The following is a 14,540-nucleotide window of genomic DNA, read 5'->3' on the forward strand; positions in this document are numbered from 1 at the left end:
TGGCCACGCGCCAGGCCTCGCCCTATCCGTCCCTGGAGGAACCCGCCAAGGTATGTTGCCCGCGCCACTGGCGCGACAGAGTGAGCCACACCGTGCCCGTGCGAGCATCGAAGGAGGCGAAGTAGTCCAGGTCCGCCCGCAGCGGCATGCCATCCAGGGAGAGCCGCCGCAAGGGCGCCTTCATGCCGTGGACGAGGAACAGGGGGTTGAGGATGTCTCCCCCCGCGGCGTCCAGACTCACGGAGAAGCCCTCCGGCAGGTCCGTCTGGATCTCGAGGGCACCATAGGTGCTGTTATACCCAGACACGGCGTAGCGCACGGTGTCCGTACGGGCCACCCCTCCGGGGCCCTCGGCCACCACCGAGCCATGGCTCACGCGCAGCCGCGCCTGGAGCAGGCGCTCCACTTGGGCCACTTGCGCCAGCACGGGCTTCTCGCTCCACCGGCCCATGATCATGAAGACGGAGTAACTCTGATAGGGATGACCCGTCAGCACGCGGTCCATTCCATAACCCGAGTAAGTTGTCTTTCCCACGGCGCCATACATCAATCCCCAGGCCAGGCGCTTGCTGCGGGTCGGATGGAGGGTATCCAGCTCGTACTGGCACAGTTGATAGGGCCAGTTCCAACTCGGTGGCATCATCCAATCCCGGAACATGTCTCCATGGACCCGGGTTTCGGACACATGGCCCCAGTTGTCGTGGAACCAGGAGCCCCCCGTATTGTGTTGGAGCCAGTCGAGCGTCTGGACCACCCCCATCTCCGCGTCGGCGGTCCGGGAGTAGACCGAGGCGTAGGGCACCACGTTGGGCTCGCTGTAATCCCAGGCACTCGAGGCCGTGAGGGGTTCGGCACGGGAGAAGAAGCGGTATTTGTCTCCCCAGCGCACACCATCCACCCACGCCTGGGTCCCATCTCCATCCCAGGCGATGTCGCCATAGGGAGCGCGGGAATCCGCGTTGGTCATCAGGCCCTCCGGACCCGCCGCACGGGAGTCGAAGGTGACGGCGTAGACAGGATGGTCCTTTCCCGTGGCGAAGAACCACTGCACCGTGGCGCGGATGGGGACTCCCCCGATGGGCAGGTCCCAGGAGAACTCGTGGAGGACGTGGTGCTGGCCCAGGAAGACCTGACGCCAGGTGCCCCGAAGCAGCGCGGAATGACTCACCGCCTCGCCCTCGTTGTAGTGGCTCACCACATAACCCCATCCATTCCACAGGCCATTGGCGCCCGTGCCCGTGGCCACCCGCTCCTGGTCCCCCACGTGGAAGCGGAAGCGCCGCAACATGCCGCCGTGGCTCCCGCCCGGATCCGAGACATCGTTGCGCGTGAGGACCGCCACGCGCGGATGTCCACCCGAGTCCTCCCACCGGTAGACGTCCGAGTCATACCCGTCGGGCCGTTCATGAGCCCAGGCCATCGGCGCCCAGAGGTCCGTGCCTTCCTCCGCTGGAGCTGGAGCCGGAACCCACACCTCGTCCGGTGGGGTCTCCTCGACGCGCTCCAGGCCCTCCCGTACGCACCCCGGCGAAACCATCACGGAGAGTGTCAGCCACGTGGTGTATTGAATCCGGCGCATTCCTGGGTCCTCCCCCCAAGCCCCACAGGGTCTTCATGGTGTGCTCTTGTCGGCCAACTCAGTACCTCGCGGCAATCCAACCGCCACCCCGAGCCGAAAAAGCATCCACCACTGAATTCCGGAACGCCGAACGAACCCATTTCAACCAATCTATCTATCGAGAGCAGAAAACCCGGGTGAGGAAGAGTTCACTCCAGGACTGGGTCTGGACGGCCCCGAGCGGAGACGGCTTCGCTGAACGTGTCCGACATAAAATCCCATTCTGAACGAAACACGTCCAGTGGCCTGTTTCCAACGTGTATGATTCCAACCCATCCGCACGGGGGGGCGGTTGCACGGATACGCCCAAGCAGTTCTCTGGAGAAAAGAGCCCCATGAATCCGCGACAATTGATCAGTACCGCACTGCTTGCGCTCAGCTTGATGACAGCCGCCGCGTGCGGCAACACCGCGGGAACCACTCCCGGCACCAAGCCAGGTGATGGCAGTCAACCCTCGGATCCTCAGAATCCGGGAGGGCCGGGCGGACCCGGCGGCACCTACCCGGATCCCTCGGGTCTCCCCACGGATCCCAATGATCCGGACAACGCCCGCAAGGACACCGACTGCGATGGCCTGAGCGACAAGTACGAGTTCGAGACCGTCTACGACAACGGGCTGCGGACGGACCCGGGCCTGGCGGACACGGACAAGGACGGGCTCGCGGACGGACTGGAACTGAGCATCGTCAAGCCGGTGGCCGGCACGAACTGCGTGCTCCCCGGGGATGGGGATCTCCTCCTGAGCACGAGCCCCGTCAAGGCGGACACGGACGGAGACGGCCTGAGCGATGGCGTGGAGGACGCCAACCACAACGGCCGGGTGGACGACGGCGAAACCCACCCCCTGCTGCGCGACAGCGATTGTGATGGTCTGCTGGATGGCCCGAGCCAGGGCAACGTGAAGGGCGAGGATCAGAACGGCAATGGCGTCGTCGATGGGTCGGAGACGGATCCCCGCCGCTTCGACACGGACGCGGACGGTATCTCCGACGGCGTGGAGCTGGGCGTCACCACCAACCTGGACGACGCGAACTGCACGGGCATCTTCCGTCCGGACGAGGATCCCAGCTCCATCACGGATCCCACCCACCCGGACACCGACGGTGACGGCGTGAGCGACGGCGCCGAGGACACCAACCAGAACGGCCGGGTGGACGAAGGCGAGCTCAACCCCAATGATCCCACGGACGTGAAGGGCCCCGTGGCCGAGGCCTGCACCGCCGACAACCTGCGTCCGGTGTCTTTCCAGGACGAGAAGGGGCCGGACATCAAGCTGGCCCTGCCGCCCTCCTTCACCGAGGTGACGCCCATCAAGGTCGGCGACGACGTGAAGGGGCTCGTGGGCTACGACAACACGCAGCAGGTCGCCTTCCTCGCCTTCCGCACCCAGCCGAAAGCGGGTGATACGGATCCGCTCGGTGACGAGGAGTCCCTGCGGCCCCTCATCGAGACCAAGGGCGTGCTGAGCAACCGCACGGCCCAGCTGTTCACGACGTGGGATGGCTTCAAGGCCCTGCAGGCCATCTACCAGCAGACCGGCACGACCACGGACCTCAAGCGCCGCACGGATCAGCTCGTGGATGCGTTGGTGCCGGGCAGCACGGGCCGGTTGAGCAGCGCGGCCGCGGGCGTGACGGGTGACTTCCGCATCCAGGCGCTCTACGTGCATCGCTCCGACAAGAGCCTCGTGGTGCTCATCGCCGTGACGAAGCTGTCCATGGTGACGAACGCCAACTCGGGCTCGCCCACGGCCTTCTCCGCCAAGGACCTGGCCAATGGCTCCGCGCTCGCCCAGTTCAACGAGTCCACGGCCGTGCAGTGCGAGCGCTTCCAACTGCCCTCCGCCCGGGTGGACTTCATCTTCGTCGTGGACGACAGCGGCTCGATGACGACCTCGCAAGCGGCCCTGGCCAAGACGGCCTCCACGGCGGTCGACGCCCTCAACGCCTCGTCGCTGGACTGGCGCATGTCGCTCGTCACCTCGAGCTACCACCTGAGTGGGCCCAACGTGGGCAAGCTGCGGCGCTTCACGCGCAACGTGAACAAGGTGAAGGCCTGGCTCACGGAGAACAGCACCTGCACGAACAACGTGTGCAGCGGCGTGCCCACCACGCCCGAGCCCGCGGCCTGCCCCGGAGACACCTCCCAGGGAGACAAGGGCGGCTGTTGGGTCGCGCTGGGTGGCAATGGGTACGAGGGCCTGCTCGGCGCGGCCAAGAAGATCGTCAAGGACATCACGCCCGGAACCCCGCCGGAGCAGCCGGAATCCGACACCCTCGCGCGCAAGGGCGCCGCCCTGGTCGTCGTGTTGCTCGGCGACGCGGACGACCAGACCACGGGTGACACGACGTCCGCCGACAACTGCGGCACGGGTGGAACCAAGGACAAGGCGGGCAGCAAGTGCGTGCCTGTCTCGGATTACGTGCGGTTCTTCGGCGATGGCTCGGAGCTGGCCCCCACGAACCCCACGGGCAGGCAGATCGCCGTCCACGGCATCGTGTGCCCCTCTGGAAAGGCCTGTGGTTGCTCCAAGGGCAAGACCTGCACCATCACGGAGAGCAGCCGCGAGTTCAATCCCCTGCCCGTGAACAACGTGTCCCAGCAGCGCCACGCGGCGGTGGTCAACGCCTCGGGCGGCGTGCTCGGCTCCATCCTCGATGACGACTCCATCAAGGCCTCGATGGACGCCATCATCGGCTACACCATCGGCAGCTCGGGCTACAAGACGCTCAAGCCGCCCATCGGCGCGTCCATCAAGGTGGCCGTGGAGCAGGTGCGCGACGCGGGGGTGTGCTCGGCGCGAGCGAACGTGCCGCGCAGCACGGCCAATGGCTATGACTTCGATGGCAGCGCGCGGAGCCTGTCCTTCTTCGGCGCCTGCCGTCCGCAGGTGGGTGCGACCGAGGTCGCGGTGTCGTACCGCTACTGGATCGACACGGTGAAGGATCCCAACGGCGGCGTGCCGTGCGAGAACGATCCGAACTACACCCCGCGCGAGCCGGACCACTGCGCCGGCGCGCAGCTCGGCTGCAACGAGTCGACCAACCAGTGCGTCTGCAAGCCCAACTGCGGAGATGTCTGCGGCAAGGGCGCGCGCTGCGACATGACGAGCTGCACCTGCAAGCCCATCCTCAACTAGTCCTCCGTGGGCTCCGGACCCTTCACCGGGTCCGGAGCCGCGGTACCAGATAATTCCATATTCACTGAGCGTGAAATGGCCGAAGCCCAACGCCCCCGGTGAGCCTCCCTGGAATTCCTATCCATAGGAGGACAAAGACCCCTCCCCCCTGTACATTGCGCTCCGGTCAAGGCAACTAGCTGAGCCTCCCGGAAAACCCCTTCCTCGTGAATGGGCCTGTCCACGGCAACGTCAGTCCATGCACTTGCCCGTGAAGAAGGAGCGCATATGGAAGCCCAGGTCTGGAGATCGCTCGCGGGGTGGATGGCGATTGTCTCGTTTCCGTGTCTGGCACAGACGTCCCCGGTGACCATCCGGGTCGACGCGAGCGCCAACAAGCATCCCATCAGCCCATACATCTACGGGGTGGCCCATGCGACCCAGGCGCAGTTGAACGAACTCAACGCGCCACTCAATCGCAATGGAGGAAACGCCACCTCTCGTTATAACTGGCAATTGAATGCCACCAACCGGGGAAAGGATTGGTATTTCCAAAGCCTGCCCTACACCAGCGCCCAGCCCGGAGCGGAGGTGGATCAATTCATCACCAACGCGCGGGGCGCGGGCGCACAACCCCTCCTGACCGTTCCCATCATGGGTTGGGTGGCCAAACTCGGGCTCGCTCGCACCCGCCTGTCCAGCTTCTCCATTTTGAAGTACGGCTCGCAGCTGGACCGCGACTACCAGTGGTTCCCAGACGCGGGGAATGGCGTCTATTACAGCGGGCAGTTCGTCACGAATGACCCCAATGACGCCAACCAGCCCTCGAGCGTGAGCTTCCAGCAGGGGTGGGTGAATCACCTGCTCGGACGGTGGGGCCCGTCGGCGCAAGGGGGGGTCCGCTTCTACAGCCTGGATAATGAACCCAGCATCTGGCACCTCAACCACCGCGACGTCCACCCCACGGGCGCCACCATGGACGAAGTGAGGGACAAGCACCTGGACTTCGCGTCCATGGTGAAGAGCCAGGATCCCAACGCGCTCACCTTCGGGCCCGAGGAATGGGGTTGGGATGGTTATTTCCACAGCGGTTATGATCAGCAGTACCTGAGCACGCACGGAGCGGGCTGGGCCCCCGATCGACAGAACCACGGGGGAATGGACTATCTGCCGTGGTTGCTCGATCAATTCCGGCAGCGGGATCAGGCCACGGGGAAGCGCCTGCTGGATGTCTTCACCGTCCACTACTACCCCCAGGGCGGGGAATTCAGCGCGGACACCTCCACCACCATGCAGCAGCTGCGCAACCGCTCCACGCGCTCGCTCTGGGATCCCAACTACATGGAGGAGTCGTGGATCAAGGACCGGGTCTCGCTCATTCCCCGTTTGAAGGGCTGGGTACAGACGTACTACCCGGGGACCCAGATCGGCATCACCGAGTACAACTGGGGCGCGGAGACCCACATCAACGGGGCCATCGCGCAGGCGGACATCCTCGGCATCTTCGGCCGCGAGGGACTGGATTACGGCATCCGCTGGCAGACGCCCGAGGCGGCCACGCCCACCTTCAAGGCGATGAAGCTGTACCGGAACTATGACGGGCAGAAGTCGGCTTTCGGGGACACGAGTGTGTCGTGCGGTGTGCCGGATCCGGACCAACTGTCGGCGTTCGCCGCGGAGCGCTCGTCCGACGGAGCGCTCACCGTCATGGTCCTCAACAAGGCCCTGACGGACACGCCCATCACGCTGAACCTGGCGGGCTTCAAGCCGGCGGCGACGGCCCAACGCTGGCAACTCACCGCGTCCAACGCCATCGTCCGCCTCGCCGACCTCACCGTGTCCTCGACTGGCCTGAGTGCGTCCGTGCCCGCCCAGAGCATCACCCTGCTCGTCCTGCCCAAGGGGGCCGCCATCAACCAGCCGCCCGTGTCCCGGATCCTCGCCACGCCCACGTCGGGCACGATTCCCCTCCCGGTGGTGCTCGATGGGACGACGTCGAGCGATGCCGACGGAACGATCGTCTCATATGCCTGGAACTTCGGTGATGGCCAGCAGGGCACCGGTCCTCAACAGAGCCACACCTATACCCAGGCGGGCACCTATACCGTGACGCTCACGGTGACGGACTCGGACGGGGCCTCGGCGTCCAGCACCGCGACCATCACAGCCAGCACCAACCCCAACCCCAACCCCAATCCGTCCCTGGCGGCTCCGAGCGGCTTCTACACCCAGGCGTCCGGCTCGAGCATCACCCTGCGATGGACGGACACCTCCAGCGCCGAGGAAGGCTTCATCCTCGAGCGCGCCCTCGACTCATGGCCGCTGCAATTCGTGGAGGTGGGCCGGGTGGGAGCCAACGTGACGATCTTCGTGGACAACGGCCTGGCTCCGGGAACCTATGCCTACCGGGCCCGGGCCTTCCTGGGCACGGAGGTCTCCTCGTACTCGAACCAGGACAGCTCCCAGGTGAGATGACAGTAGTTCTCACCACTCCCCAGGAGGGGAGGCCCCACTCGCGGGCCTCTCCTCCTCGAGCGTTTCATGTCCCACACCTCCTTCGTTCTCGAACTCGACACCGTCCCCGCGCTCGCCACGGAGTTGTTCCGCGCCGCCCTGGACCGCCGCCCCGCGCGTCCGGGTGAGGTGCCCCGGTTGGAGGTGCGCGTTCCACGTTTGACCGCTCTCCCCGAGGCGCTCGCGCGCTACCGGGAGGTGTGCGGCTTCGACGCGGACGGCTTCCTTCCCCTGCCCTATCCCCAGGTGCTCGCCGCGCCGCTGCACCTGGCCCTGCTCAACCGTCCCGAGTTCCCCTACCGGTTGCTCGGGATGATTCATGTGCGCAACCACATCCAGCAGTGGCGCCGGTTGGAGGACGGAGCGTCGCTGCGCGTGCGCGTGTGGCTGGAGGGCCAGCGCGAGGTCCGCCAGGGCCGTGAGCTGGAGTTACACACCGAGGTGGAGGCAGACGGGCGGCTGGCCTGGCGTGCCCTCACCACCATGCTGCGCCGGCTGCCCGGAGCCTCCGAGCGCTCACGGGAGGCGCCAAAAACAACCGAGGAAGACACGCCCTTCACCCACGGCCGCCCGTCGCCGTGGGACGTGCCCGAGAACACGGGCCGGCGCTATGCACGGGCTTCCGGGGACTACAACCCCATCCACCTGCACGCGCTCACGGCCCGGCCCTTCGGGTTTCCGCGCGCCATCGCGCATGGAATGTGGACGGTGAGCCGCTGCGTGGCGGAGATGGGCGAGGTGGCCGAGGCTCCCGCGCTCACCCTCACCTCGGAATTCCGCCGCCCCCTCCTCTTGCCCTCGCGCGTGGTCTTCCAGACGGCTGTCCTCGCGGAAGAAGGAGTCGCCTACCAGGTGAGGGCCGAAGACGGCACGCCCCACGTGCGCGGCGAGTTGCTGCGGGAGGAAACCGCCGCCATCCGCTGACGGCGGAAGCGGTTTCGATTCCCGCCGCCTCCACACCGCACATGCCGGAAAGGCTCCGCTTTCCGGTATAGACAATCACCTGCTCGGCGTCTTCTCTTGCTCTGCGATTCTCTCCTGCTCCCTCCGCCAGTCTTCCAGCTGGAGCGACCGAGAGGTTCGCCGAGAGACCACCGGCTATGCCCTTGGCGCCATGACGCAACGCGAGCCCATCGAGGCTTGGATTGTCGACGACACCGGCTTTCTCAAGCAAGGCAATCATTCGGTGGGCGTGCAGCGGCAATACACCGGCTCGGCGGGCAAGATCACCCACTGCCAGATTGGCGTCAGCCTCAGCCTCGCCTCGTCGTCAGGAGGCCCGAATCCCCGAGGAGGTGACTTTCAAGACAAAACCCCGGTTGGCTGTGCAGATGATGCGTCGGGCGATAGCGGACGGCCTTCCCAAGGGAGTCGCCCTGGCGGACTCCGCGTATGGCACCTCCAGTGAGTTCCGCGCACAGGTGCGCTCCTTGGGGCTGCATTATGCAGTGGGTGTAGACTCCCAAAGGACCGTTTGCCTCCTCGACGACGAGGGGCGCTCCCTGGGCGAGACGATGAGCGTCAAGGACATGGCTTCGCACCTGCACGAAGCGCGGAGACTTTCTCCTTGTTTCATTGCCAGAGCGAATCCTGCTGTCACCGCTCCAACACCCAGCACCCCTCACGTCACCTGGCCGGCGTCCCTGTTCACCTTTCGGGCCCCTGACGCAGTAGAAGGGCGGTCGGGTCGAACTTGGAAAGGGGTTCCCGATGTCTCACTGGAGAAGTGTCGTTGCATTGGTCGCTGGGCTGTGGAGCACCGCGTCGCTGGCGGAGGCGCCCGTCTTCCGCGCGCAGCAGGACCGCTCGGGGCTGCTCCGCGACGAGCGGGGCCGCACGCATTACATCGTCGACCTGGAGGACTCGGCCACGCGCGCGTTCTCGGCGAAGGCCACGCCTCCGTCCGACGGCTTCGACAGCCACCACGACGTGCAGACCCGTCACCTCGTCAATGACTTGCGCCTGGCGCACGCCGTCACGCCCACGGGCATGACCAGCCACGTCGGGAAGAGCTTCTCGGCCTTGCTCACCGACGAGCAGGTGGAGCGGCTGCGCAAGGACCCTCGCGTCAAGCGGCTGACCGAGGATGAGCCCGTCGACCTCAGCGCCGTCTGGAGCAACTCCGGCACGACCACCGTCGTGCCCTGGGGCATCCACGCCGTCGGAGGACCGCAGACCAGCAATGGCACGCGCACCGTCTATGTGCTCGACACCGGCGTGGCGCCTCACGCAGACCTCGAGTTCCTCGAGCGGCTCGCGGCCGTTCCCGGCAACTCGCCCACCGGGTGCTATCCCCATGCGACCCATGTGGCGGGTATCATCGCCGCCCGACCCTCGGCCCAGGGCGGAGTGGCGGGAGTCAACAGGCGGGCGCGCATCGTCTCGGTGGCTGTCGGCCGGAATGCGTCGACCACCTCGACGTGCTCCTCCGGTTCGATGACCACGGACCTCGTCCTGGGGCTCGACCTCATCTACTCGCGCATCCTCCAGTCGGGGACGGTGGGCATCGTCAACATCTCGATGAACAGCGTGAACTTCAACGTGGGCAGGACGATTGGCGACAAGCTGCGGGTCCTGGCGACGCCCAACCCGTCTGTCGGATACCCGGGCGCGTTCATCGCCCAGTCCGCCGGGAACAACCACCGGGACGCGTGTGGCTACGCCTACAACACGCCGAGCGCGAGCGACGGAATCATGGTCGTCGGCGCCATCGACGACAACGGCCAGCCCGTCAAGCTGTTGGCGGGCGTGAACCAGTTCCGCAATCAGCCGCTCGCGGGCGATGAGCCGGGCTCGAACTTCGGCGCGTGCGTGGAGACCTGGGCTCCCGGCCGCGACGTCCGCTCGACGTGGCCCGGTGGCCACGCCGACCTGTCCGGCACGTCGATGGCGGCGCCGCATGTCGCGGGCGTGGCCGCGTTTCTCGCCGAATCGCAAGGGCTGACGACCCCCGCGCAGATCGAGCAGGCGGTCCGGGCGCGCCACGTCACGCCCTCCGGCTCCGCCGCGACAATTCCCAACCTGCATCTCCAGCCGGTGGTCGCCCAGCCCACGGTGGCGCTCGGCAACAACGGCCTCGCCGTCGGCAACTTCCAGCAGTACAGCACCGACCCGTTCATTCTCCGCTACGACTCGACCGGCGCGGCGAGCTGCTCCATCCGGACCTACAAGAATGGCGCCCTCCAATCCCAGAACCTCAACCTCGCGCCGAGGGGCACGGTGCCCACGGCTCCGCAGACGGCGGGCCAGTACCGCTGGGTGCTGGAGTGCGCGAACGCGGGCAATACGCGGTTCTCCAACACCCAGGCCATCGCGACCATCCTGCGCGGGGTCTCCAAGGTGGTCTGGCTCATCAAGAGCACGAGCACGGGCAACGTCTGGCAGGAGTTCGCCGGAGCGAGCACCCGCATCGACGAGAACCGGTTCAGCTGGGCGCCCGGCACGGCAATGTCCTATCGCTACGAGAGCGTCGGCGCCGACTCGTGTGTGGTGAAGTCCTATGGCATCAACAACTTCGGGTGGGAAGTGACACAGCTGTGGGACAGCGGCGCCTATCCCACGTCGGTCGACTTCGGGACGTACTACCTGGAAGACCCTCGCACCCAACCGCCACCGCTCGGGCCCTATGACATGGTCCGCTGGCACGTCCAGTGTACCAACGCCGAGGGCAGCACCCTGGGCGCCACCGTGCACGGCTACCAGAGTCTCTGAGCCCCACGGGCCGGGTGCTCATCGCGACAGGAGCATCGTGGGTCTGGACGCACCTCGTCTCGCGATCCGAGGTGCGTCCAGACCCCGGCTTGACGTTGAAGCGTCAAGGCTGGCATGGATTCACCCCAGCGGTTCGAGGATGCGCGACCGCGGTCGATTGGCGTCCTGCTCGAAGAGGGCTTCGACCCCCAACTCCTGACGCAGGCGCTCGCGACTTGGTACGCGGACGAGGAGGTGAGCCAGCCGGACGCTCCCGCGCCGGACCTGAAGCGGCGTGGGGCGCTGGGGACAGACGCCCTGGACGAGGAGGACTCTGACTGGAGTGTCCGGTGTCACCCGGCTCGGATCAGCCAGCGGTGCTCGGCACCGGCGTGTTGAGCAGCTGCTGCTCCCACAGATAGGCGATGCCACTACCGGCCGCATGCTGCTTGACCACTTCCGTCAGCTCGATCGCCGTCTCCATCCGGGCCCAATCGCGCTGCCATTCGGCCGCCAGCGCCAGCCAGGTCATCATGTTCGCGCCGGCCGCGATCATGCGCTTGATGGCGACCTCATGGGCCTCGACCGAAACGGCCCCCGACGCATCGGTGATGACCGTCACATCCCAGCCTTCGCCAAGGGCCTGGATCGCCGGCATCGCGACGCACACCTCGGTCCACAGGCCGGCGATGATCAGCTGCTTGCGGCCCGTTGCCTTGACCACATCCACCACCTTCGGATCTTCCCAGGTGTTGATGAAGGTCCGGTCGATCACTTCCTGATCGGGAAACACATCGGTGATCTGCGGGAAGATGCGGCCGCCTCGATCGGCGATGACGCTCGTGAGGATGGTGGGGACATTGAAGACCTTGGCGGCCTTCGCCAGGGCCGCCGAATTGTTGACCACCATCTGCGGTTCGTGGCTGTTCACGTTCGCGAGCTGGTATGGCTGATGGTCGATCAGGACGAGAACGGAGTCCTCGGGACGAAGAAGCGACTTGAGGCCGTTGCGAAAGGTCATGACTATCCTCTGCTGCTGTTGCGGGTGAGGTTGGCTACTCGGGGGGCATGCACTGACCGCGCTGCCACCTGGAAAGACATTGGCATTCCCGTTTGTGATACGGTAGCACCGCTTCGCGGTATGCTGTGTCGCACAATGGGGAACGCCGAGTTGGATATCGAAGAGCTGCGAACGTTCGTGGAGGTTGCCGATGCCGGGGGCGTTTCCCCCGCTGCGCGTCGGCTCGGGGTGTCCAAGTCGATGGTCAGTCGGCGGCTTGCCCGACTTGAGGAGGGTCTTGGCGTCCAGCTTCTCGCACGCACCACCCGCGGCGCCGCTCTCACGGAAGCCGGGGCCACGTTCCGGGACTATGCAGCCAGGGTTTGCGCCGAGATCGATGTCGCCAGGGAAACCATCCTACCCTCCGGCGACCTTCGCGGCCGCCTACGGATCGCCGCGCCGCTCTCGTTCGGCCCGACCTACTTCGCTGCCGTGCTGGCGGAAATGGCGCGGCGCCATCCCCGGCTCCAGATCCACACCAGCTATAGTGATCGCTTCGTCGATCTCATCGCCGAGGGCTATGATTGCGCGATACGGGTCGGCTATCTTCAGGAATCCAACCTGCTCGCGAGGCGCGTCGGACCGCTTTACGGCAAGCTCGTCGCGAGTCCGGACTACATCAAAGCGCATGGCGCGCCTGAGACGCCGGACGAACTCCTCGCCCATCAAGCCCTCATGCAAGGCACCGAAGCGTGGCAATTCGTGGATGGCGACAAGATCGTCACTATTCGTCCTCAAGGACGCTTCAAGGCCGACAACGGCATCGCTCTAGTCGCGGCCGCAACGGCGGGACTCGGGATCGCTTACCTGCCCGATGGCCTCACCAACGAATTTGTCATCTCCGGCGCGCTCGTGCCGGTCATGACCAGGTTCCCACCGCCTCCAGCGGGAATCTATGTCATTCGCCCGCCAGGTCAGAGTCCCACAAGGAAGATACGGGTTCTCACCGAAATGTTGATCGAATCTCTGTCTGAGTGAGTTACCCACTTTAATGGTCTGGATGCCGTCCGCGAAGATACCCGGCGCTCTCCTGGAAGAGCGCCGGGTTGATGAAGACTTCCTCTCGGCCTGTCAGCCGGGAACGCAGGTGGCCTGGTTGAGAGCGCCGAAGCCGCACGAGCCGCCGCAACTGCTGACGCTGCACGAGTAGGACGTCGCGAACCAACCCGCGGGGCACGAAGTTCCGCACTGGGTGAAGGTGCCACTGTTGAGCTGACAGGTGGCCTGGTTGAGAGCGCCGAAGCCGCACGAGCCGCCGCAACTGCTGACGCTGCACGAGTAGGACGTCGCGTGCCAGCCGGCAGGGCACGAGGTTCCGCACTGAGTGAACGCGCCGCTGGTGGGCTGGCAGTTGACCTGATTGAGCGCGCCGAAGCCGCACGAACCGCCACAACTGCTGACGCTACATGAGTACGACGCCGGGTAATAGCCGCCCGGACACGTGGTTCCGCATATCGTCAGCGTCGATTCGGTGGAGCCGAGCTCCTCGGTCGCCGCCGTGTCCTTCTCCTCCTGGACGCCCCCGCAGGCGGCCAGCCCCACGACGACCAACACGAGCGACAATTTTTTCAGCATGGGTTTGCTCCTCCTTCTGTGTGGTCCATCTGCCTTCCGGTTCGAAGCTAGTGTCTCTTTTCCCGGTGTCTTCCCGGACAAGTGGTTTCCACCGCGAAATGAACATTTTGTCGTGGAGGCCAAACGACTTGATCCTTCAGCGGCTTCTCGAAGACGATGCCCGCGTCCTCAAGCGCTCGGAGCGTTTCCATGGGGAATGAACGGGACATCCACGACGCGGAACCTGTACTGCGCGCGAAGCTCGAGGCCCTTGGCGCACAGCACTGGATGGAACTGGTCGGAATCCGCCTGGCGTGGGTTCGGTGGTGGGTATGGGTGGAGTTTGGCGAAACGTTCGTGCCAGCGCCGCGATCGGTCGGGGAGTTGAGCGAGGCGCTCCGGAACTCTCGTGCGGAGCTGAATTCAGAGGCGGCTCTCGCGGAGGTGATGGAGCTGGTGGAACTGGTGACCGGGGCACGGGTGACCCGCACGCGGGACAATCTGCATTCCCTCACGTTGGACCAGCCGGGACCGGAGATCATCTTCAGCGGCACCATCGGAGCTCAGGGCCTGACTCGCTGGGAGGCGCCGCGATGGGACTCGCGGGGAATGGTGTTCTACGCCAACCTGCCGCGAGAACGTGGCGCGGACTTCGTGTGCATGCGGGTGGACCGTGCTTCGCGCGCCCTCGTGGTCGAGGTGGTTGACGAGGGGTGGTTCGAGGTCGCGGCGAAATTGGGCTGAGTCAGGGAATGGAGAGACGCCCGAGGCAATCTGCCCCTGGAAGAACCAGGTGCCTCGGCCGTCACCCCCGCCCAGGAAGTACACGCTGACGGCGTTGGTGGACGGGTTGGCGAGGATGTAGTCGGCGTTGCCATCGCCAGTGAAGTCCACCAACGAGACCTGGGCGAGCGGTGTCCACGTATTACATCGCGGCCGAGGTGAAGTTCGCCTACGGCGGGATGATGATGGTGGTGGAGCCGGA

The 14,540-nt window shown here is 65.7% G+C and carries 9 protein-coding genes and 1 pseudogene; 7 read left to right on the forward strand and 3 right to left on the reverse strand.

All coding sequences use genetic code 11. The annotated features are described in order from the left end of the window. Window positions 1-22: 22 nt before the first annotated feature. Window positions 23-1,579, reverse strand: a complete 1,557-nt coding sequence (locus tag MEBOL_RS02545) for a hypothetical protein (RefSeq protein WP_095975915.1) — start codon at window positions 1,577-1,579, stop codon at window positions 23-25. Window positions 1,580-1,953: 374 nt separating this feature from the next. Between MEBOL_RS02545 and cglD the strand changes: the two genes are divergently transcribed. From cglD to MEBOL_RS02570, 5 genes and pseudogenes are all read left to right on the forward strand, one after another. Continuing rightward, window positions 1,954-4,758: an adventurous gliding motility lipoprotein CglD gene (gene cglD / locus MEBOL_RS02550; RefSeq protein WP_095975916.1), complete on the forward strand. Its 2,805-nt coding sequence runs from the start codon at window positions 1,954-1,956 to the stop codon at window positions 4,756-4,758. Window positions 4,759-5,025: 267 nt separating this feature from the next. After that, window positions 5,026-7,212: a glycoside hydrolase family 44 protein gene (locus tag MEBOL_RS02555; RefSeq protein ID WP_281256632.1), complete on the forward strand. Its 2,187-nt coding sequence runs from the start codon at window positions 5,026-5,028 to the stop codon at window positions 7,210-7,212. A 66-nt stretch (window positions 7,213-7,278) separates the two neighbouring features. Further along, window positions 7,279-8,175 carry a MaoC family dehydratase gene (locus MEBOL_RS02560; protein WP_095975918.1) on the forward strand — a complete coding sequence of 299 codons (897 nt, stop codon included), beginning with the start codon at window positions 7,279-7,281 and terminating at the stop codon, window positions 8,173-8,175. Between the two features lie 133 nt (window positions 8,176-8,308). Next, a pseudogene (locus MEBOL_RS40900) lies at window positions 8,309-8,822 on the forward strand (transposase); the annotation flags it as partial. 139 nt (window positions 8,823-8,961) lie between these two features. Next, a complete protein-coding gene (locus tag MEBOL_RS02570) occupies window positions 8,962-10,962 on the forward strand; it encodes a S8 family serine peptidase (RefSeq protein ID WP_095975919.1) in 2,001 nt (666 codons plus the stop codon). A gap of 346 nt (window positions 10,963-11,308) precedes the next feature. On the opposite strand, the gene MEBOL_RS02580 is transcribed toward MEBOL_RS02570, so the two are convergent. Next, window positions 11,309-11,962, reverse strand: a complete 654-nt coding sequence (locus MEBOL_RS02580; protein ID WP_095975921.1) for a hydrolase — start codon at window positions 11,960-11,962, stop codon at window positions 11,309-11,311. Window positions 11,963-12,112: 150 nt separating this feature from the next. Here MEBOL_RS02580 and MEBOL_RS02585 point away from each other — a divergent pair, with 150 nt between their 5' ends. Next, on the forward strand, window positions 12,113-12,979 hold the full coding sequence (locus MEBOL_RS02585; RefSeq protein ID WP_095982542.1) for a LysR family transcriptional regulator: 867 nt from the start codon (window positions 12,113-12,115) through the stop codon (window positions 12,977-12,979). A 93-nt stretch (window positions 12,980-13,072) separates the two neighbouring features. Here the strand turns inward: MEBOL_RS02585 and MEBOL_RS02590 are convergent, their stop codons facing one another. Further along, a complete protein-coding gene (locus MEBOL_RS02590; RefSeq protein WP_095975922.1) occupies window positions 13,073-13,576 on the reverse strand; it encodes a hypothetical protein in 504 nt (167 codons plus the stop codon). Between the two features lie 189 nt (window positions 13,577-13,765). Between MEBOL_RS02590 and MEBOL_RS02595 the strand changes: the two genes are divergently transcribed. Beyond that, window positions 13,766-14,299: a hypothetical protein gene (locus tag MEBOL_RS02595; protein ID WP_245919401.1), complete on the forward strand. Its 534-nt coding sequence runs from the start codon at window positions 13,766-13,768 to the stop codon at window positions 14,297-14,299. Window positions 14,300-14,540 lie beyond the last annotated feature (241 nt).

This window comes from Melittangium boletus DSM 14713 (genome assembly GCF_002305855.1).
Lineage (GTDB): Bacteria > Myxococcota > Myxococcia > Myxococcales > Myxococcaceae > Cystobacter > Cystobacter boletus.

Coding starts and splice junctions, on each gene's coding strand:
- MEBOL_RS02545 (WP_095975915.1), bottom strand. CDS start 1,579: ATGCGCCGGATTCAATACACCACGTGGCTGACACTCTCCGTGATGGTT.
- cglD (WP_095975916.1), top strand. CDS start 1,954: ATGAATCCGCGACAATTGATCAGTACCGCACTGCTTGCGCTCAGCTTG.
- MEBOL_RS02555 (WP_281256632.1), top strand. CDS start 5,026: ATGGAAGCCCAGGTCTGGAGATCGCTCGCGGGGTGGATGGCGATTGTC.
- MEBOL_RS02560 (WP_095975918.1), top strand. CDS start 7,279: ATGTCCCACACCTCCTTCGTTCTCGAACTCGACACCGTCCCCGCGCTC.
- MEBOL_RS02570 (WP_095975919.1), top strand. CDS start 8,962: ATGTCTCACTGGAGAAGTGTCGTTGCATTGGTCGCTGGGCTGTGGAGC.
- MEBOL_RS02580 (WP_095975921.1), bottom strand. CDS start 11,962: ATGACCTTTCGCAACGGCCTCAAGTCGCTTCTTCGTCCCGAGGACTCC.
- MEBOL_RS02590 (WP_095975922.1), bottom strand. CDS start 13,576: ATGCTGAAAAAATTGTCGCTCGTGTTGGTCGTCGTGGGGCTGGCCGCC.
- MEBOL_RS02595 (WP_245919401.1), top strand. CDS start 13,766: ATGGGGAATGAACGGGACATCCACGACGCGGAACCTGTACTGCGCGCG.